The organism is Bradyrhizobium lablabi (genome assembly GCF_018129385.1).
Lineage (GTDB): Bacteria > Pseudomonadota > Alphaproteobacteria > Rhizobiales > Xanthobacteraceae > Bradyrhizobium > Bradyrhizobium lablabi_C.
Genome location: NZ_JAFCLN010000007.1, coordinates 35,834 through 54,622, shown reverse-complemented (window position 1 = coordinate 54,622; position 18,789 = coordinate 35,834). Strand labels below are relative to the sequence as shown.

25 protein-coding genes are annotated in these 18,789 nt (G+C 63.0%); 12 read left to right on the top strand and 13 right to left on the bottom strand.

From position 1 onward, the window contains the following. Window positions 1–88: 88 nt before the first annotated feature. The 3 genes from JQ628_RS15940 to JQ628_RS15930 all read left to right on the top strand — a co-directional run bounded on the left by JQ628_RS15940 (window position 89) and on the right by JQ628_RS15930 (window position 2,771). Window positions 89–847: a DUF4336 domain-containing protein gene (locus JQ628_RS15940; protein WP_212223582.1), complete on the top strand. Its 759-nt coding sequence runs from the start codon at window positions 89–91 to the stop codon at window positions 845–847. Window positions 848–903: 56 nt separating this feature from the next. Continuing rightward, window positions 904–1,701, top strand: a complete 798-nt coding sequence (locus JQ628_RS15935) for a creatininase family protein (protein ID WP_212223581.1) — start codon at window positions 904–906, stop codon at window positions 1,699–1,701. Between the two features lie 101 nt (window positions 1,702–1,802). Beyond that, window positions 1,803–2,771, top strand: coding sequence for an NAD-dependent epimerase/dehydratase family protein (locus JQ628_RS15930; protein ID WP_212223580.1), 969 nt, complete (start codon window positions 1,803–1,805; stop codon window positions 2,769–2,771). A 195-nt stretch (window positions 2,772–2,966) separates the two neighbouring features. On the opposite strand, the gene JQ628_RS15925 is transcribed toward JQ628_RS15930, so the two are convergent. Both JQ628_RS15925 and JQ628_RS15920 read right to left on the bottom strand, forming a co-directional pair. Continuing rightward, the gene (locus JQ628_RS15925; protein WP_212223579.1) at window positions 2,967–3,929 is read right to left on the bottom strand and encodes a D-2-hydroxyacid dehydrogenase family protein; all 963 of its coding nucleotides are present in this window, start codon (window positions 3,927–3,929) and stop codon (window positions 2,967–2,969) included. A gap of 136 nt (window positions 3,930–4,065) precedes the next feature. Further along, the gene (locus tag JQ628_RS15920; protein ID WP_212223578.1) at window positions 4,066–4,257 is read right to left on the bottom strand and encodes a hypothetical protein; all 192 of its coding nucleotides are present in this window, start codon (window positions 4,255–4,257) and stop codon (window positions 4,066–4,068) included. Window positions 4,258–4,535: 278 nt separating this feature from the next. Between JQ628_RS15920 and ettA the strand changes: the two genes are divergently transcribed. From ettA to JQ628_RS15905, 3 genes are all read left to right on the top strand, one after another. After that, the gene (gene ettA, locus JQ628_RS15915; protein WP_212223576.1) at window positions 4,536–6,185 is read left to right on the top strand and encodes an energy-dependent translational throttle protein EttA; all 1,650 of its coding nucleotides are present in this window, start codon (window positions 4,536–4,538) and stop codon (window positions 6,183–6,185) included. A gap of 132 nt (window positions 6,186–6,317) precedes the next feature. Next, complete coding sequence (locus tag JQ628_RS15910; RefSeq protein WP_212223575.1) at window positions 6,318–6,902, top strand: TIGR00645 family protein; 585 nt, start codon at window positions 6,318–6,320, stop codon at window positions 6,900–6,902. Window positions 6,903–6,956: 54 nt separating this feature from the next. Next, window positions 6,957–8,153, top strand: coding sequence for a lytic murein transglycosylase (locus JQ628_RS15905; protein ID WP_212223573.1), 1,197 nt, complete (start codon window positions 6,957–6,959; stop codon window positions 8,151–8,153). A 240-nt stretch (window positions 8,154–8,393) separates the two neighbouring features. On the opposite strand, the gene JQ628_RS15900 is transcribed toward JQ628_RS15905, so the two are convergent. Together JQ628_RS15900 and JQ628_RS15895 are read right to left on the bottom strand one after the other, a co-directional pair. Then, window positions 8,394–8,675: a hypothetical protein gene (locus JQ628_RS15900; protein ID WP_212223572.1), complete on the bottom strand. Its 282-nt coding sequence runs from the start codon at window positions 8,673–8,675 to the stop codon at window positions 8,394–8,396. A gap of 224 nt (window positions 8,676–8,899) precedes the next feature. Beyond that, window positions 8,900–9,217, bottom strand: a complete 318-nt coding sequence (locus JQ628_RS15895) for a hypothetical protein (protein WP_212223571.1) — start codon at window positions 9,215–9,217, stop codon at window positions 8,900–8,902. A 176-nt stretch (window positions 9,218–9,393) separates the two neighbouring features. On the opposite strand from JQ628_RS15895, the gene JQ628_RS15890 reads away from it, so the two are divergent. The 3 genes from JQ628_RS15890 (at window position 9,394) to bfr (ending at window position 10,774) form a co-directional block, all read left to right on the top strand. Beyond that, the gene (locus JQ628_RS15890; RefSeq protein ID WP_212223570.1) at window positions 9,394–9,693 is read left to right on the top strand and encodes a hypothetical protein; all 300 of its coding nucleotides are present in this window, start codon (window positions 9,394–9,396) and stop codon (window positions 9,691–9,693) included. 155 nt (window positions 9,694–9,848) lie between these two features. Then, window positions 9,849–10,148 (top strand): (2Fe-2S)-binding protein, encoded by a 300-nt coding sequence (locus JQ628_RS15885; protein WP_212223569.1) that lies wholly within the window; start codon window positions 9,849–9,851, stop codon window positions 10,146–10,148. Window positions 10,149–10,288: 140 nt separating this feature from the next. Then, entirely contained in the window at window positions 10,289–10,774 is a 486-nt protein-coding gene (gene bfr, locus JQ628_RS15880; protein ID WP_212223568.1) for a bacterioferritin, read from the top strand. Between the two features lie 149 nt (window positions 10,775–10,923). On the opposite strand, the gene JQ628_RS15875 is transcribed toward bfr, so the two are convergent. The 3 genes from JQ628_RS15875 to JQ628_RS15865 all read right to left on the bottom strand — a co-directional run bounded on the left by JQ628_RS15875 (window position 10,924) and on the right by JQ628_RS15865 (window position 13,163). Beyond that, complete coding sequence (locus tag JQ628_RS15875) at window positions 10,924–11,526, bottom strand: MSMEG_1061 family FMN-dependent PPOX-type flavoprotein (RefSeq protein ID WP_212223567.1); 603 nt, start codon at window positions 11,524–11,526, stop codon at window positions 10,924–10,926. 67 nt (window positions 11,527–11,593) lie between these two features. Continuing rightward, complete coding sequence (locus tag JQ628_RS15870; RefSeq protein WP_212223565.1) at window positions 11,594–11,947, bottom strand: hypothetical protein; 354 nt, start codon at window positions 11,945–11,947, stop codon at window positions 11,594–11,596. Window positions 11,948–12,101: 154 nt separating this feature from the next. Beyond that, window positions 12,102–13,163, bottom strand: coding sequence for an alpha/beta fold hydrolase (locus JQ628_RS15865; protein WP_212223563.1), 1,062 nt, complete (start codon window positions 13,161–13,163; stop codon window positions 12,102–12,104). Window positions 13,164–13,367: 204 nt separating this feature from the next. On the opposite strand from JQ628_RS15865, the gene JQ628_RS15860 reads away from it, so the two are divergent. Both JQ628_RS15860 and JQ628_RS15855 read left to right on the top strand, forming a co-directional pair. Further along, entirely contained in the window at window positions 13,368–13,634 is a 267-nt protein-coding gene (locus JQ628_RS15860; RefSeq protein ID WP_212223561.1) for a DUF2277 domain-containing protein, read from the top strand. Window positions 13,635–13,718: 84 nt separating this feature from the next. Beyond that, window positions 13,719–13,952: a hypothetical protein gene (locus JQ628_RS15855; RefSeq protein WP_212223559.1), complete on the top strand. Its 234-nt coding sequence runs from the start codon at window positions 13,719–13,721 to the stop codon at window positions 13,950–13,952. A 54-nt stretch (window positions 13,953–14,006) separates the two neighbouring features. Here the strand turns inward: JQ628_RS15855 and JQ628_RS15850 are convergent, their stop codons facing one another. Together JQ628_RS15850 and JQ628_RS15845 are read right to left on the bottom strand one after the other, a co-directional pair. Next, on the bottom strand, window positions 14,007–14,501 hold the full coding sequence (locus tag JQ628_RS15850; protein ID WP_212223557.1) for a collagen-like protein: 495 nt from the start codon (window positions 14,499–14,501) through the stop codon (window positions 14,007–14,009). Between the two features lie 107 nt (window positions 14,502–14,608). After that, a complete protein-coding gene (locus JQ628_RS15845; protein ID WP_212223555.1) occupies window positions 14,609–15,376 on the bottom strand; it encodes an SDR family NAD(P)-dependent oxidoreductase in 768 nt (255 codons plus the stop codon). A 131-nt stretch (window positions 15,377–15,507) separates the two neighbouring features. Here JQ628_RS15845 and JQ628_RS15840 point away from each other — a divergent pair, with 131 nt between their 5' ends. Further along, window positions 15,508–15,981, top strand: coding sequence for a hypothetical protein (locus JQ628_RS15840; RefSeq protein WP_212223553.1), 474 nt, complete (start codon window positions 15,508–15,510; stop codon window positions 15,979–15,981). A gap of 95 nt (window positions 15,982–16,076) precedes the next feature. Here the strand turns inward: JQ628_RS15840 and JQ628_RS15835 are convergent, their stop codons facing one another. From JQ628_RS15835 to JQ628_RS15820, 4 genes are all read right to left on the bottom strand, one after another. Beyond that, window positions 16,077–16,772: a glutathione S-transferase family protein gene (locus JQ628_RS15835; protein ID WP_212223551.1), complete on the bottom strand. Its 696-nt coding sequence runs from the start codon at window positions 16,770–16,772 to the stop codon at window positions 16,077–16,079. Between the two features lie 67 nt (window positions 16,773–16,839). Then, the gene (locus JQ628_RS15830; protein WP_212223550.1) at window positions 16,840–17,091 is read right to left on the bottom strand and encodes a hypothetical protein; all 252 of its coding nucleotides are present in this window, start codon (window positions 17,089–17,091) and stop codon (window positions 16,840–16,842) included. 182 nt (window positions 17,092–17,273) lie between these two features. Then, window positions 17,274–17,525 (bottom strand): hypothetical protein, encoded by a 252-nt coding sequence (locus tag JQ628_RS15825; RefSeq protein WP_212223549.1) that lies wholly within the window; start codon window positions 17,523–17,525, stop codon window positions 17,274–17,276. A 141-nt stretch (window positions 17,526–17,666) separates the two neighbouring features. After that, window positions 17,667–18,548, bottom strand: a complete 882-nt coding sequence (locus JQ628_RS15820; protein ID WP_212223548.1) for a DUF2971 domain-containing protein — start codon at window positions 18,546–18,548, stop codon at window positions 17,667–17,669. Window positions 18,549–18,789 lie beyond the last annotated feature (241 nt).

The following is an 18,789-nucleotide window of genomic DNA, read 5'->3' as shown; positions in this document are numbered from 1 at the left end:
CGAATTCACTGCAAAGGCGCGCATCTGCGCGCCTTTCGCGTTTGAGCGGACTGCAACGACCTTCGCGCGGCGCGCGTTGACAGCAGCCATGCCTCGCGATGCGCATCTGACCTATCCGCCGCTTAACACCCTCAAGCCCGTCGCCCGCGACGTCTGGATTATCGACGGCCCCGTCATTCGCTTTGGCGTCGGCTGGTTCAAGGCGCCGTTTTCCACGCGGGCGACGATCATCCGCCTCGCCGGGGAAAACCTTTTCGTCCACTCGCCGACGCCGATCGTACCCGAGCTCAAATCCGCAATTGCAGCCATAGGAACGCCGCGATGGATCGTCGGGCCCAACCGGCTGCATTATTGGTGGATTCCGGATTGGCGTGCGGCCTGGCCCGATGCGGAAATCCATCTTGCGCCGAAAGTGAAGCAGCAGGCCGGTGGCCGGCTGGATTTCGCCTGCGCGGCGCTTGACCGGCAATCCGGCTATCCCTGGGATGACGGGATCGCGACGCTGCCGATCGAGGGAAGCTACATGACCGAAGTCGTGTTCTTCCATCGCGCCTCGCGCACACTTGTGCTGACCGACCTGATCGAGAATTTCGAGCCGCACAAGCTGGGTTACGCCATGCGGCTTCTCACCTGGATCGGCGGGGTTCGCGATCCCGATGGCAGCACGCCGCGCGATATGCGGGTGAGCTTTTCGCGAGACAACGCAGCGCTGAAGGAGGCCGTCGGACAATTGATCCGCTGGAATCCGGAACGGATCATTCTCGCGCACGGCCGCTGCTACGAGCGCGACGGCTCTGCGGAGCTGCGCCGCGCCTTTCGCTGGGTGCTGGAGCGGCGAGGAGTTTGAGCGCCCGGGATGCCTCGCCTATGCTGGCGGCGATTCCATCGGCCGGAGGGCGCCCTGTGAAAACATTGCAATGGATGGTGGTGGCGAGCGCCATCTTCCTGGCCGCGGCGCTGCCCGCCACCGCGCAGACGCGTTCAGTCTGGATCGACGATCTGACCTGGCCGGAAGTGCGCGACGCCATCGCCGCCGGAAAAAGCACCGCGATCATCTTCGTCGGCAGCAGCGAGCAGAACGGCCCGCACATGGCGATCGGTAAGCACAATTTCATCGCCCGCTATTGCGCCGAGCAGATCGCCGCCAAGCTCGGCGACGCCCTGGTCTATCCCGTCATTCCCTTCGCCATCACCGGCGATGCCACTGCCAGGACCGCGCATATGCGCTTTCCCGGCTCGGTGACGCTACAGTCCGACGTGTTCTCCGGCGTGGTGCGCAACGTCGCGCAGAGCGCACTGGCGGCGGGGTTCAAGCTCGTCGCCTTGATGGGTGACCATGGCGGCGGCCAGGAAGAAATGGCGCGCGTCGCGCAGGCGCTCAGCGCGCTCGCAAAAGGAAGCGGCGCCCGCGTGCTCTATGTCGGCGATCTCTATACCAGGGCGGACAAGCAGTTCGACGAGGTGCTGGCGAAGCGCGGCATCACGAGCAAGGAATTGCATGCCGGCATTTCGGATACATCCGCAGTCATGTTCCTCGATGCCGAAAAATGGATCCGCAAGGACCAGATCGCCGCTGCCAGCGAGCAGACCGGCGTGCAGGGCACGCCGGCGCTGGCCTCCGCTGAACTTGGAAAAATCTATCTCGATCTGAAGATCGAGAATGCAGTCGACCAGATCAGGGCGTTTCGCGCCGGCAAATAACCGCCTCATCGCGTTTCCGCCGCCCTAAGCAACCTTTTGTGCGCATCGGGAATTACCTTGGTCGGCCCCAAGCCGCAGTTCCAGAAAACCGGGAGGTTCGCATGCGCATTTTCGTTGCCGGCGCGACCGGTGCCGTCGGGCGCTCGCTTGTTCCTGCATTGGTTGACGCCGGCCATTCCGTCATCGGCATGACGCGTTCGCCGGAAAAGGCCGGCGCCATCCGGCGGGCCGGCGCGGAACCCGTGGTGGCCGATGGCCTCAACGCGCGGGCGGTCCGTGCCGCCGTCATTTCGGCAAGACCGGACGTCGTCATCGATCAAATGACCGATCTGGCCACCGCGACGGATTTGCGGCATTTCGACCGGGCGTTTGCCAACACCAACCGCCTGCGCACCGACGGGACCGACCATCTGCTGGCCGCCGCGCGCGAGGCCGGCGCAAAGCGCTTCATCGCGCAGAGTTTTTGCGGCTGGACTTTCGGTCGGGACAGCGACGCGATCGAAACCGGGACCGACGCGCCCGATCCTGATCCGCCGCGCGAGCTGCGGCGAACGCTGAACGCGCTGCGCTATCTCGAGCAGACCGTAACCACATCGATGGAGCCCGAAGGCGTCGTGCTGCGTTACGGATCGTTCTATGGGCCCGGCACCGGGATGTTTTCACGCGCCATGACCGATGAGGTGCGCCATCGGCGCGTGCCGCTGATCGGCACCGGGGCCGGCTGGTGGTCGTTCGTGCATGTCGATGATGCCGCCTCCGCGGCCGTGGCGGCGATCGAGCGCGGCAGGCCCCGCGAGATCTACAACATTGTCGATGACGATCCGGCGCCGGTCAGCGAGTGGCTCCCGGCACTGGCCGGGATCCTCGGCGCGAAGCCACCGATCCACATCCCGGCCTGGGTCGGCCGGCTGCTCGCCGGCGAGCACATGGTCTCGATGATGACGCAGGTCCGCGCAGCCTCGAACGACAGGGCCAAGCAGGAGCTCGGCTGGCAGCCGGCATATCCGTCCTGGCGGCGGGGATTTGCCGAGGCCGCAAGGCAACCGGTCGAGCGCAGGATCGCAGCTTGAGCGGCGATCTCGCGCCAGCCTGCGCGGGATGCCCGTGAAGTTGTTGCGGGTGGCGCTGACGGATTGCGATGGTGACGCAATGCCCCTGATTTGCCCGACGTGTCAAATACCGCGACCGGGCCCCCTCGGCGGTAATCGGCTACTGTGCATGGGGTTGTTTTCGATATTTTGAGAAGCCTGCGCCGCCCGCCTAACTCACGCCAGCCGCCGCGGCGGCTCGCCGCCTTTGGTGAAGGCGTCGATGCACTCGACCATCTGGCTGTAGTGGATGCCGAGGCTTTCCTTGGTCGCGTAGCCGAGATGCGGCGTCAGCACGAGGTTGTCGAGCTTGCGGAAGGGATGGTCGACCGGAAGCGGTTCGACCGAAAAGACATCGACGCCCGCGCCGGCGATCTTCTTCTGCTTCAGCACCTCGAGCAGCGCGTCCTCGTCGACGATCGGCCCGCGCGCGGTGTTGACCAGATACGCCGTCGGCTTCATCCGCGCGAGATCGGCGGCACCGACCAGGCCGCGCGAGCGCTGGCTCAGCACCACATGAATGGTGACGATGTCGGCAGTTGAAAACAGCTCTTCCTTGCTGGCATAGCCGACGCCGGCTTCCTTGCATTTTTCCGGCGTCAGGTTCGGACTCCACGCGATCACGTTCATGCCGAACGCTCTTGCGAGGCCGGCGATCTTGCTGCCGAGCTTGCCGAGGCCGACGACGCCAAGCGTCTTGCCTTCGATCTCGGTGCCGGCAAAGACCTGCCAGGGCTCGCCGGCATGCATGCGCGCGTTCTCGCGGCCGATGCCGCGGGTCAGCTCCAGGATCAGGCCCATGGTCAGCGGCGCGGTCGGGTCGCGGGTATATTGGGTGCCGCAATAGACTACGTTGCGGTCCTTGGCCGCTTCAGAGTCGATCGAAGCATTACGCATGCCCGACGTGATCAAGAGCTTCAGCTTCGGCAGCGCCTCGAACAGCGAGCGCGGAAACGCCGTCCGCTCGCGCATCGCGCAGATGATCTCGAAATCCTTCAGCATATCCGCGGCCGCCGCCTCGTTCGCAAACGGCTCCTTGAACACGGTGATGTCGACGCGGTCGCGGATTGTCGACCAGTCCGCCACCGAGAGAGCGATGTCAAAATAGTCGTCCGGGATTGCACAGCGCAGCCGCGTCATGGGGAGGTCCGATCAGGTAGGGGTGACGGCGCTTCGAGCGTGCCGTCCGGGAAGGGCCGCCATGGTCGCGCGCCTTCGGGGCCCGCGCAAGCGTCCGGGAAGCATCACCAGCTATGTCGGGTTAGATAGCCGGCCTTCAGTGGGACGAAGGCGTCGTATGCTTGGCGCGCCAGGCGGGACCGGGGCCGCGCATATAGTGCAGTTCCGGCCGGTACGGGTCGAACGCCCTGAGGAAGAAGGCGCGCCAGAAGGCCTTGAATTCGGCAATGGCCTTCGCGGCGCGGCTGACGGCCGGGACATGAAGGGTTGCGGAATCGATCATAGCCATGACGCAAGGCCCGGTGTGTTCGTCGCGGCTTTTGCCGCCTTGATCACGCTTTTTGTCGCGCTGAAAACGAGTTTTCGCCCGATTTATTAAAAGTTGGTTTCATTTGTCGTGATCCAGGGCACACAAAGGGTGTGCCCGCGCACACATGGTGACCATCCCGTATTCATCCGTGGTGAAGAAAGGGAAAACGGGTTCCCCCGGTTGCCCTTTCGTCCCCGCGCCGCTATGTGAGCGGCAGCAAAATTTCCGATAAATCCAACACTTTCCAAGGGATCGCGATGGCGCGCCAATTCGTCTATTTCATGCAGGGTCTGACCAAGAGCTACCCGACCCGGAAGGTGCTGGATAACATCCATCTGTCCTTCTACCCCGACGCCAAGATCGGCGTGCTCGGCGTCAACGGCTCCGGCAAGTCGACCCTGCTGAAGATCATGGCCGGCCTCGACAAGGAGTACACGGGCGAAGCCTGGGTCGCCGAGGGCGCCCGCGTCGGCTATCTCGAACAGGAGCCGCAGCTCGATCCGAGCAAGACCGTGCGCGAGAACGTCATGGAGGGCGTCGCCAAGCAGAAGGCGATTCTCGACCGCTACAATGAGCTGGCGGTGAACTATTCCGACGAGACCGCCGACGAGATGACCAAATTGCAGGACGAGATCGAGGCGCAGGGCCTGTGGGATCTCGACAGCAAGGTCGACCAGGCGATGGACGCGCTGCGCTGCCCGCCCGACGATTCCGACGTCACAAAACTATCGGGCGGTGAACGCCGCCGCGTCGCGCTGTGTCGCCTGCTGCTCGACCAGCCGGAACTGTTGCTGCTGGACGAGCCGACCAACCATCTCGACGCGGAATCCGTATCATGGCTGGAAGGCCATCTGCGCAACTATCCCGGCGCGATCCTGATCGTGACCCACGACCGCTACTTCCTCGACAACGTCACCGGCTGGATCCTCGAGCTCGACCGCGGCCGCGGCATTCCCTATGAGGGCAACTATTCCTCCTGGCTGGTGCAGAAGCAGAAGCGCCTGGAGCAGGAAGGCCGCGAGGAGGCCGCCCATCAGCGCACGCTGGCGCGCGAGCAGGAATGGATCGCGTCCTCGCCCAAGGCGCGCCAGGCCAAGTCCAAGGCGCGCTATCAGCGCTACGAGGAGCTGCTCAAGCAAGCCAGCGAGAAGCAGACCACGACCGCGCAGATCATCATCCCGGTTGCCGAGCGGCTCGGTCAGAACGTCGTCGATTTCGAGGGCCTTAGCAAAGGCTATGGCGATCGCGTGCTGATCGATGACCTCACCTTCAAGCTGCCGCCCGGCGGCATTGTCGGCGTGATCGGCGCCAACGGCGCCGGCAAGACCACGCTGTTCCGCATGATCACCAGCCAGGAAAAGCCGGACAAAGGCACCATCACCGTCGGCGAGAGCGTGCATCTCGGCTATGTCGACCAGTCGCGCGACGCGCTCGACGGCAAGAAGACCGTGTGGGAGGAAATCTCCGGCAACAACGAGCTGATCCTGCTCGGCAAGAAGGAAGTCAATTCGCGCGGCTATTGCTCGGCCTTCAACTTCAAGGGCGCCGACCAGCAGAAGAAGGTTGGCGCGCTCTCCGGCGGTGAGCGCAACCGCGTGCATCTGGCCAAGATGCTCAAGTCCGGCGCCAACGTGCTGCTGCTGGACGAACCGACCAACGACCTCGACGTCGATACCTTGCGCGCGCTGGAAGAGGCGCTGGAGGATTTTGCCGGCTGCGCCGTCATCATCAGCCACGATCGCTGGTTCCTCGACCGCATCGCCACGCATATCCTGGCCTTCGAAGGCGACAGCCATGTCGAATGGTTCGAGGGCAATTTCCAGGATTACGAAAAAGACAAGATGCGCCGGCTGGGCCAGGACAGCATCATGCCGCACCGCGTGAAGTACAAGAAGCTGACGCGCTGATTCCGGCATCCTGACCGCGCCGCCATCCGACAACTTTATGGCGGATGGCTGCGGCCAGTTGTCACTTCTCGGCTTGCCGAGATTGCGTAGATAGGGGCATCCTCAACCAAACCCTTTCGCGAGTCTCTCCAAATGTCCGCCACGATCGAATCGCGCTTGCCGAAGAGGACCAAGCCTCTCGGTCCCATCCCGATGCTGATCTTCGGCTCGCGCTGGCTGCAATTGCCGCTCTATGTCGGGCTGATCGTGGCGCAGGCCATTTATGTCGTTTTGTTCGTCAAGGAACTCTGGCACCTGTTCACCCACGCCGTCGATTTCAGCGAGCAGCAGATCATGCTGGCGGTGCTCGGGCTGATCGACGTGGTGATGATCTCGAACCTGCTCGTGATGGTGATCGTCGGCGGCTACGAGACCTTCGTCTCCCGCCTCAACCTTCAGGGGCATCCCGACGAGCCGGAGTGGCTCAGCCATGTCAACGCCAGCGTGCTGAAGATCAAGCTCGCGATGGCCATCATCGGTATTTCGTCGATTCACCTGCTGCGGACCTTTATCGAAGCGGGCGCATTGACATCGGGCAAGACCAACTACACCGAAACCGGCGTGATGTGGCAGACGATCATCCATACCGTCTTCATCCTGTCGGCGATCGGCATCGCCTATGTCGACCGCATCTCGAACATCGCGCAGGACGAGGCCAAGCGCGCCGCCGAGCACTGAGGGATCGATCGGGCTATGGGTCTGCGTAAGCATGCAATAGCCGTAGCCGTATCGATGACGATCGCCTTCGGCGCATCGCCCGCCCGCGCCGCTGACGCCGCCTTCACGCAGTTCATTGCTTCGCTCTGGCCGGAGGCGCAGGCCGCCGGCGTCTCGCGCGAGACTTTTGACCGCGAGACGCGCGGCCTCGAGCCCGACTACAAGCTGCCTGACCTGATCCTGCCGGGACGCCCCGCCACCGGCGCGCCGTCACAGGCCGAATTCGTGCAGGTGCCGCAGGACTACATCAAGGAAGCCTCGATCGCGCGGCTGGCGGGCGAGGGGCAGCGGCTGATGCAAAAGCATCGCGCGGCGCTCGATCAAATCGAAAAGCAGTTCGGCGTGCCCGCCACCATCGTGCTGGCGATCTGGGGCCGCGAAACCGATTACGGCCGTTATTCGCTGCCCTATGACACGCTGCGCGTGGTGGCGACGCAGGCCTATGTCGGCCGCCGCAAGGATCAATATCGCGGCGAGTTCATCCTCGCGCTGAAGATCCTCGGCGAGGGCGCGGTGACGCGCAAGGAATTCCGCTCTTCCTGGGCCGGCGCCACAGGCCTCACGCAATTCCTGCCGTCGGAATACTACAAGCACGGCGTCGATTTCGACGGCGACGGCAAGATCGACATCTGGCATTCGGTGCCGGATGCGCTCGCTTCCGCGGCGAAGCAACTCGTCAACAAGGGCTGGCAGCCGGGCCTGCGCTGGGCCTATGAGGTGCGTGCGCCCGACAATGTCGACTGCACCATGGGCGTGCCTGAAGTTCAGAAGCCGATCGGCGAATGGCTGCGCGCAGGTTTCGTCCCGGTGCGCGGACTAAAGCTGAGCGCCTCCGAACAGGCGCAGCCGGCGTCGCTGCTTCAGGTGGAAGGCATCTATGGCCCGTCATTCCTGACGACGAAGAACTACTTCGTCATCAAGGAATACAATTTCTCGGATCTCTATGTCCTGTTCGTCGGTCATCTCGCCGACCGCATGACGAGCCCGCAACCCTTCGCAACGCCATGGTCGGCCTCGACGCAATTGCGTACCGCCTCGGTCGAGGCGATGCAGCGGCATCTGACGCGCATCGGCCTCTACAAGGACAAGCTCGACGGCAAGGCCGGCATGCTGACCCGTTCGGCGCTCGGCGCATACCAGAAATCCGCCGGGCTGAAGGTCGATTGCTGGCCGAGCGAAGCCGTGCTGCGCGCGATGAGCGCGGGACGCTGAGAGAACTGTGCGCTCCTCACGGTGAGGAGCGCGTCGGAGTTTATCATCGGGCCGCGCTTCGCGCGGACCCGTTGGCGCGTCTCGAACCATGAGGCCACAGCCGGGCCTTCATCCTTCGAGACGCGGCCAAGTGGCCGCTCCTCAGGATGAGGAAAACGAAGCCCGAGGACGAGGACGAAAACAAAAACCCGGCCGATGGTCTCGGCCGGGTTTGTAAGAAAGCGCCGCTGCGGCTTGAGATCAGTCGCAGACCTCGACGCGGCGGAAGCGCCAGGCGTAGCCGTCCCAGAACCGCTCGCGGACCATATGGCAGGCCGGGTAGGGGCCTTCGTCCACATAGACCGGCGCCGGTGCGGCATAGGCCGGGCGGCTGGAGGCAATCGCGCCGCCGATGATCGCGCCGCCGATCAGGCCGGCTGCCACGCCCGCGGCAACCCCGCGGCCCCCCGCGCTGGCGGGCGTCGCGGTGAGCGAACCGGCAACCGTTGCGACCGCCACCAGGGCGGCAAGTGTCTTCTTCATGTCTTGAACTCTCCTGGAGTGGCGCCCGCCGGCGCCGGGTTTAGCTCGCACGTTGTCTTCAGATTGGCCGTCTCGCAAAAGGGAAGCGCAGAACGGTCAACCGAAAGTAAACGGCGGTCGCTAGTGGCCGGAAAAAAGCGGTTTTTTATGGCCCCTTACGCAAGGCGCCCCGGAAAACCAGCGGTTTCCCGGGGCGCCATGCCGAATTAATGAAGGTGAACGGATCAGTAGCAGACGCGCACGTTGCGGACCCGCCAAGCGTAGCCATCCCAAAACCGCTGGCGCTCCCAGCCGCAGTCGTAACCCGGCTCGGCGACATAGGCTGGGCCGCCGCCGTAATAGCCGTATCCCGGACCGTAATAGCCGGGTCCGTAATAGTAGGGATTTTGCGAGGCGATCGCGCCGCCAACAATGGCGCCGCCGATCAAGCCTGCCGCGACGCCGGCGGCAACGCCGCGCTGCGCCTGGGCCGGGGCGGGCACCGCCACAGCCGAAACAGCCAAAGTAGCGACGGCAACGCCTGCCATCAGGGTCTTCTTCATGGCTTCACCTTTCCCGTGGAGCAAAAGCGACAGCGGAGCGGCTGTCCTCGCCAAAGGTTCCATATTCCGCTTGAACCTTCAATGAACGGGCTAGCCTGCTTGAGCGACGAATTTGCGGAAAAGCAGATGCCCTCCATTTGTAGGGTTGGGAGCAGTCTGCCAGAGAGGATTAGGCGATGAACCCGATGGCTTGGTTCCTTGTTACGGCCGGAATTGTCTCGGCGATCGTCTTTTGGATGATGACGCGCCTCGGAAGCCAGCGGCCGGCGGCCCGGCGTTCCGCTTATGACGGCGCCACCGACAGCGGCTTTGCGAGCGGCACCGGCGGTGGTGGCGATGGCTGGAGCCTTTCCAGTTGGCTTGGCGGCCACAGCTCCTCGTCGCACGACTCAGGCTCCTCCAGCGATTCCAGTAGCAGCGGCGGTGGCGACGGCGGAGATGGTGGTGGTGGCGGCGGTGGAGGCGGCGGCGATTAGCTCCCCGTTTGCGGCTGTCCGACTCTTTTAGAGTCGTTCTAGTTTAGGTCGGGCTTCAGTTTGGAATTGCTTCAAAACGCAGTTTTTCCCTTTGCATCGGCAAGGCGGCTTCCATATCGATGGGTAAGCATCACTGTTGGGCCCTGCCGAGCTTCATGATCGTCTGTTCCTGTAATGTCCTGAGCGACCATGATGTCCGCAGCGCCGTTCAAGCGGCCGGAGATCTGCCGCGTAATGCCAAGCAGCTCTATGGCTGCCTCGGTTGCAGCGCCGAATGCGGCCGCTGCGCGCGAACCATCAAGACCATCATCGAGGAGGCGCTCGGTCCCTGCGCCAAGGCCTGCTGTGCCGGCTGCCCGCACAGCCATGCCCAAGACGATGAAGACAACCGGGCCGAGGACAACCGGGCCGACGAGCATTTCGGCCACGCCGAGTTCGCCCTCGCCGCATCCTGAAAATCTCTGAAACCGGCTGATTTTCCCGCGCCTTTCGCCAATTGCCGCAGGAGGGTTGCTCCTGCCCGGAATCTGATTTAGAAGTATTCTAAATTAGTTTCTGGCCGGCGCCGAGCCGGCGCAAACTCCGGAGTGAAATCATGCAGGGCGATCCCAAAGTCGTCGACTATCTGAACCGGGGCCTGCGTCACGAGCTCACCGCCATCAACCAATACTGGCTGCACTACCGGATCCTGGACAATTGGGGTCTGCTGGACATGGCCAAGGTCTGGCGCAAGGAAAGCATCGAGGAGATGGAGCACGCGGACAAGTTCACTGCCCGCATCCTGTTCCTCGACGGTTTCCCGAACATGCAGGTACTCGATCCCCTGCGGATCGGCCAGAACGTCAGGGAGATCATCGAGTGCGATCTCGCCGCCGAGCACAGCGCGCGCAACCTCTACCAGGAAGCGGCGACCTACTGCCACGGCGTCAAGGATTATGTCTCGCGCGACCTGTTCGAGAGCCTGATGAAGGACGAGGAACACCACATCGACTTCCTCGAAACCCAGCTCGACCTGATCCAGCGCATCGGGCTGGAACTCTACACGCAGAAGCATGTCGGCCATCTCGAGGCCGAGGACTGAGCGGGCGCACTCACGCCACCACATGCAGTCGTCATCGCCCGCGAAGGCGGGCGATCCAGTATTCCAGAGAGATCAGCGAGCGATCTGAGAAGCCGCGGCGTACTGGATACCCCGCCTTCGCGGGGTATGACGGCCGGTGTTGAACGGTCCTACAATTGCGTCTTGTAGCGCTCGTAGATCGCTTCCTGGCTTTCCCGTTCGCCAAGCCCGGTCTGGTCGTGGATGACCTCGCCGATGCTCGGCATCACGCTGCGTTCGACGCGCTGCGCCGTCCAGAGCTTTGAGCGCATCAGCGCCTTGCCGCAGTGGAAATAGGCTTCCCCGACCTCGATCCGTAGTACCGCACGCGGCGGCTTGCCGAATTCGATCATCGAATTCATTAACGCTGGGTCGGTGGTGAGCGTGCCCTTGCCGCCGACGCGCAGCGTCTCATCGATGCCGGGCACGAAGAAGATCAGTTGCAGCAGACCGGTGCCCTCGACGATGTTGCGAAAGCTGTCGATGCGGTTATTGCCGGAGCGGTCGGGCATGAAGAGCTCGTTGGGTCCGGCGACATGCACGAAGCCGGGATTGCCGCCGCGCGGCGAGGCATCGACGCTGCCGTCGGAGCCCGACGTGGCGAGCACGCAGAACGGCGACATCTCGATGAATTTTTTCGAATGAACATCGATCTCCGGGCGCGCTTTTGCGATGACGCGCGGTGTCGGCTTTGCATAGATTGCGGCGAGGTCGCTGGCGGCAAGATCGGTCACGGGCTTTCTCCGGCGCTGTGTCGGCGAACACTATCACCGCGTCACGGAACCGTCACCTTGAGACGGTCTAAGCCGCATCGGCCGGCACGAAGCAGTTGATGATGATGCTGCCGCGATGGTGCACGTACCAGACCACGGCTTCGCCGACCGGATTGCCGCGGTCGCGGATCACGGCGCGCTCCGGCACCATCATCCAGGTCCCTTCGATGGGCACCCAATAGGCGCCGTTGCGCACGTCATATTCCGTGCGGTGGCCGTCCGATATGTCGCAGCAAGGCACGCCGTTCGGCGCGATCACGCTCTTGAACCAGGCCCGGATCTCGGGCGGCACGTGATCGTACTGGCCGTTGTCGATCGCGAATGCGGTGCTCCCGAGCGCCATCAGGCCTGCAAGCAACCCGGCTTGCGCAAGTCTTTGCATGCGATCCTCCGCGTGGCCGGTCTTGCGCCGCATGAGCGCTGCGCGCCGAATCTCGTTGGACGCGATTAGGCCCGAGCCCGCGCGCGGATGCACGCTCAAATAATGAGCGATATTTCAATCGCCCTTGATGCGATGCAAAATCCGCCGCGGAAATTCACATCGTTTTCTGCGGCGCGCTCTGTAGCAATTCGCGCAGCGGCTGCGTGTAGAACGATGCCGCTCCGGTGGTGCCATGGCCGCGCGTCTGCGGGCTTGCCGGGATCAGATAGAGCTTTCCGTTCTTCACGCGCTTCATCGCCGCTTCGGTGATCCCGGTCTCCGGCGGATTGCGTTCGTCGTCGGCGGCATTGATCAGGAGCGTTGTTGCCGCGATCTTCTCGAGGCCGGGCGAAGGATCGTAATCGCGCGAGGCTTCCCACTGCCAGATGAAATCATTGGCGTCGGCGGTGACCGGTGCCGCCAGACGATCGTCCACGATCTTGTCCGCTTTCTCGGCCGTCGGCGCCTGTGCCTGCCAGGCCAACGTGCCGCCTGACGTTGCGAGCCCAAAGGCCTGAATCGCATATTTCATCATGCGCGGCTGGGTGACGTAATTGCCGCTGACATAGTCGGGATCGTTGCGGATGGTCTCCAGCATCATCCGCCGCAGCATCCAGTTGCGCGAAGCCATCGCGGTCGGCTGCGCCGCCATCGGCGCCAGCGCGTCCATCTCATTCGGATACTTTGTGCCCCAGATCCAGCTATGCATGCCGCCCATCGAATTGCCCATCACCAGCCGCAGATGCTTGATGCCGAGGCCTTCCTTCACGAGGCGATACTGCGCGTCGACCATGTCTTCGTAATTGTACTTTGGAAACGCGGTCTTCATGCCGTCGGACGGCTTTGATGATTTGCCGTGGCCGATGCCGTCGGGGATGATGATGTAATATTTTGTGGCATCGAGCGCCTGGCCGGCGCCGAACAATTCACCCGCAAACCCCGGTGTCAGCATGCTGGCTGCGGAGCCGCCGGAGCCGTGCAGCACCAGCACCGGCTGGCCGGTCGGCTCCCCGACAGTGGTGTAGTGCAGTCGCAACTCACCCATCGTCTCGCCGGTGTGGAATTTGAAATCCTTTGCGATCCACTCGCCCTGTTTCGGCGCGGGATAATCCGCGGCGCCGGCGGCGAATGAGGTGAGGATGAAGGCGGCCGACAGCGCGGCGGCTGAAAACTTCATGGCTGGTCTCCCCGAATGCAGCCGCTTTGCCGGGCCGCTTGCAGCAAGCCTAACACGCACTCATTTCGTCGTCACGAGATTGCCGAACCGCTTGTCGTTGGCCTTCGTCGCACATCCTGTGCCAAGATGCTGCGCGGGTGTCGGATTTCGCATCCGCCGTTCGTCCTCAGGCAAAGTGCTGCGCCCGGGAACCAGGAGAAGATCATGTGCCGCAACATCAAGACGCTGTTCAATTTCGAGCCGCCGGCAACCCATGCCGAAATCCACGCCTCGGCGTTGCAGTTCGTGCGAAAACTGTCCGGTTTCAATTCGCCCTCGCAAGCCAATGCCGAGGCGTTCAACCGCGCCGTCTCCGAAGTCTCGGACAGTGCCCGGCGTCTGCTGGCTTCGTTGCAAACCAATGCGCCGCCGCGCGACCGCGACGTCGAAGCGGAGAAGGCGAGGGAACGCTCGCGGGCTCGGTTTGGATGACTTTGCGCATGTGATGCATCTCACGGTGCAGCGATGCGGCGGCGCCCATGATCTCGGAGATTTTCCCGGCCGTGGAGACGCGCCATGAATTCGATCGCCGATGCCATCACCCGCCTGAAATGGGGCTCGATCGCCTTCGCTGTTCTGTGGACCGGCTGGATGATCTGGTGGAGCGGAGATTTCGGACCCGCCAACATCGTCATCCTGGCGATCTGCGGTGCGGCCGCCGGTTATCTCTGGTATCGCCTGATGTGCTGGCAGTTTCGCCGCATGGGCATGCTTGCGCGTGAAAATCCCCAGGGCACGACTGCCAAATAATAGCTTCAGGCGCACTCCGGTCCGGGAGGTTTGCGCCTGAAGCTGCTTCAAGGATTAGTCGTCATCCTTGTCCTTGTGTTTATGCTTGTGCTTTTTCTTCTTCTTGCGATCGTCGTCATCATCATCGTCATCGTCATCGTCGAATTCGGCGGCCTCCAGCGCGGCCGCTTCCTGCGCGGCGCGCTCGGCGGCTTCGCGCTCGCGCATCCGGCGGTGATCTTCCCAGGCATCGAAGATCAGATGCAGCCATGGCATCACCTGCTCGATCGACGGCAATTGGCCGGGCGGTCCCGGTTCGCCTTGCGGTCCGGCAGGTCCCTGCGGTCCGGCCTCGCCACGCGCCCCCTGTTCGCCGCGCGCGCCTTGCGAGCCAGCCTTGCCCTGAACACCGGGCTTACCCGGCGGTCCGGGCGGGCCGGCTTTGCCGCGCGCGCCATCGGGCCCGCGCTTGCCGGGATGACCTTGCGGGCCCGCACGTCCGGGCTCGCCGGGCTTTCCGCGCGGCCCCTGTGGTCCCGACCGTCCCTGCCTGATCGTTTCGTCTGCCACCTGAAAAACTCCAACGAAAAATGTCAGGCCGTTTTATCGGCCCTGCATGACAGCTTCAATTGCAGGCACAGCACGAGGCAGATCGATTAACAACTAGATGACACGGCTCACACTGTGAGATACCCGCCGTCGACCATCAGGATCGTACCCGTCACATAGGCGGCAAGATCGGAGGCGAGGAAGATTGCGGGCCCCACGATGTCTTCGGCCTTGCCGGCGCGGCCGAGCGGCGTATGCGCGACAAACGTCTTTGCCAGCTCCGGATTGGACGCGCGCACCTTTTCGTTTAGCGGCGTCTCGATAAAGCCCGGGCCGATCGCATTGACGCGCACGCCGTCCCTGCCGAGCTCGGCGGCGAGCGCCTTGGTGAAGCCGAGCACGCCGTGTTTCGAGGCGGTATAGGCCGGCGAACTCGGCGTCTTCAGATGCAGGAAGGACTGGATCGAGCCGATATTGACGATGCGGCCCTTGCTCGCGCGCAGCGGCGCCAGGAACGCATGCGTCACGTTGAACACGCCCGAGAGATTGATCGCGATGATGTCTTCCCAGTCCTTGATGACGGCCTCGTTCTCCCCGAGCATGCCGTTGCGCCGCGCGATGCCGGCATTGTTGACGAGGATCGAGACCGGCCCGACCTTGTCGGCCACCTGCCTGGCCATCGCGATGCAGTCGCCGCGCTTGGTCACATCGAGCGCAAAGCTCTCGGCCTTGCCGCCGGCATTGAGGATGGCCTGCGCCGTCTCGGCGGCCGTCGGCTGGTTGACGTCGAGCACCACCACGCGCGCGCCCTCGCGGGCATAGCCGGCGGCGATCGCGCGGCCGATTCCGGAGCCGGCGCCGGTGACGACGGCGATGTGGTTTTCAAGCAGCGGCATGGGCATTTCCTCGCATTTTGATTTTAATTGGAGACATCAGGCTAAATCAAAATTTCCCGATCTGGAATGTGATACAGGCGAGCGCGGTGCTGGTATTCCGTTTGAGCTGTTATCCGTTCGGGGTCATGGCCATGGATCAGCAACTGAAGGACTGGAAGCTTTCCGCCGAGCGGTTTTTCGCGGCGGATACGCCCGACTGGCACGAGGTCGTGCGGCTGGTGACGTCGATATCAGGCGCCAGCGAGAACCCGACCCTGCGGCTCGCCGCGATGCAGTCGATGCCGAGCCTGCGCAATGCGACGTCCAGATGGGCGGATGGCGAGGCAAGGCTGATCGCGCGGCGCCGGCTCGGCATCGTGCTGGAGGTTTTGAACACGCTGACCGCGCCGCAGTTCGGCAGGCGCGGCAGCGAGCCAAAGCCGATGACACTGGAGGAGCGCTATCGCCAGTTGCTGGGGCTACCGTTCGGCCGGCACCTTGCCGCCACCGAGATCCATCGCGCCTTCAAGCGCGCCGCCAAGACGGCGCATCCGGACGGCGGCGGCAGCGAGCGCGCATTCCTGGAGCTTGCCGCCGCGCGCGACGCACTGATGAAAGCGCATTAGCACTCGTAGGATGGGTAGAGCGAAGCGAAACCCATCACATTCCACATGGTTGCCGCGATGGGTTTCGCCTGCGCTCTACCCATCCTACGATTTCACTACGTGCTCTTCACCGCATCATGGATCGCGCGGCAATGCCGCACGATGTTGTCATGCGCCACCACGAACTGCTTCAGCGGTGTATCGATGTCGTAATAATAGATATTTGCGATGAAGCCATAGATCGCCGCGTCGATGCTGGTCGGCTGTTCGCCGTGCACATAGCCCTGCGCGGGAATCAAATCGGCGATCGCACGCAGATCGGAGAGGCCACGCGCCATCGCGGCATCGGGATCGAACCGGCCGATGCCCTGGTAGTAATAGCGCTGGGCGTTGAACTCCTTCGCCTTCGCAAGACCATCCACGGTCAGGCTCGGGTGCTCGCGCAGCAGCGCATCGCGGAACAGGAGCCAGTAGCGCTCGTCCTTCCAGCGCGAATAGGACATCACCCAGTAGAGATCGTCGAGCGTGCGCGTGACCAGCAAGTTGGTCGTGCGCTCGGCCTTCGAAAGCTGCGCGTCGATCGTCAGCCGGTATTTCTGTGTGAGATAGGCCAAAATCGTTTCGCTGTCGCCGACCGTATCTTCACCGTTGACGATATAGGGTAGTTGCCCGCGCGGCGCCTTCGAGGCATCGAAGATGTGCTCATGCGTGAAGGGCACGCCGGCCAGCCGCAGAAACGCGAACACTTTCAGGCCATAGCCGTTGTTGTCGGCGACGCCGAACAGCGTGGGATAGGAGTAGAGCGTCAGCATGATGCCCCCAAAATGAAAAGGCCGGCGAGAATGTGCTCACCGGCCGCTCATAACAAGCGAAAATCGCTCAGAGCTTGCAGACGCCCTTCTTCATCAGGCCGGTCTTGACGGCCATTGCGGCGTCGAAGCTCGGCACCGGCTTGCTGATGGCCGTGTAGTTGGCCGGGAAGGGCTGGGTCGGAACGCCATTGTCCCAGATCTGGCAGAGATCGTTGCCGCTCCACTTGATGAGGTGGAAGGGCGCGGCATTGGCCGAGCCGGTCACGGCAAGCGCAGACAAGGCAACGCCGGCGGCGGCGCAAAGGGCGAAAATACGCATCGAGTAGCTCCTGTTGGGAAAAGTCTGGCCGGCCTCCGCGGGGGGAAGGTTGGGAGGCGGCGCCCGCATCAGAATAGGCCGGGCATTGGTTGAGTGTGGCCAAATCGTGATTGGTTCAAACGGCGCGCACAAAAAGGCCGGCGGGAAAAGCCGCCGGCCTTTGTTTTCAGTGCTTCCAAAAATCAGAACGCGCACATGCCGCTGCGCAGCAACCCGTCCTTGTAGACCAGCGCATCGCCGAAGGTCAGAAGCTGTTCGCTGACGATGGTGTAGTTGGTCGGCCAGGGCGAGGTCGGGACGTTCTCGTCCCAGATCTGGCAGAAGCCGGAGTCCTCCCAGCGGATCAGATGATAGGCGGCTTCCGCAGGGCTGGACGCCGCGAGTGCAGAAACGGCAAAGACGGCGGCGGCAGCGAAAAGGGACAAACGACGCATGGGAAAGGGTTCTCCTGAGGGGTCAAAAAACTGCGCTCCGCAATGCAATTTGCGGAGGCAAAAGGGCGTTGATGCCCGGCTAAGGTTGGTGTCGGGGGAGGGAGCAAGGTTCAACGGGAATGGGATGACCTGCGGTTCGCTTCAGGGTCGGGCGACATTTCCCTGGAGATCCACGACCTCGACGTTCGGTCGCTCCGGCGTTTCCTCGTAATCGCGGATCAGGATTTTGAACTGGCCGGGGTCGAGCACCGCCTTGGCGTACGCGACATGTCCAAAGGCCGGATCGGCTTTGGTCGCGGCGATCAGCGCACGCGCTTGATCGGTGGTGACCCGATATCCGAAAATGACCTTGCGGATCGCCGCGGGCGGCAAGGCATAGAGATGGATCGGAGGCTCGCCCTCTTTCTTCTCGATCGATGATTTGAGGTTGCGGACGATCCGGTATTCCTGCTCGTAGGACCATTCGCGGCTCTTGACGAAGAAATGCTCGAACAGGATTTCCTCGGTCTCCGGAATTTTCGGGCGCATCGCGGAATATTTGACGCGCTCGGCGAGCTGGAAGTTGTCATCGCTGGCGCGGCTGTTGAATTCTCTGTTGCCGGGATCGATTTCCACCGCGAGCCCACGATGTTCATTGGCGTAATGCGCCCACAGCAGCAGATTGTCCGCCGTCATCGAGAGCGACAGGATGCCGAACTTCTGGTCGATCGTTCTCAGCTTCTCCACGGCATCGGCAGAGGGGATGGCCTTTTCCTGGCGCTGCTGCGGCATCATGCCCATGAAATAGAAGATCGGCAGGGTGAATGCAGCTTCCGGGATACGGCCCTGCGTGAGGCCGGCCTGGATTTCGCCGGTCTGGGTCGAAAGTCCGGCCAGGCCTGCGAGCCGCGCAGCTTCCGCATCCCTCGCCTTGAACGCCGGCATTTCGAAGGGATCGTTGAATGCGCCGGGCTGCGTGAAACGAATCTTCCCTTCGCGATAATTCGCGAATCGCTCGTACGGTATGTACTTGAAATAGGCCATCCGAAAGCCCTCCGGGCTGTCGCGCCTTGACACTGATAAGTCATCGGAAGGGCGGGCAGGTTCAAAGGAAATTTTTCTGATTTCCTGCCCGAAGGGTCAGCGGTGTAGGGTGGGTTAGCCGGGCGGCGTCCGCCAAAGCTCTCACAAACGAAGGCCCACAGCGTCACCCACCGTTATGCCCCCCGCGAAAGGAGGAATTGCTCCAACGCCAATCCGCGCTGTCGATCCGCTGCGCGGTTGA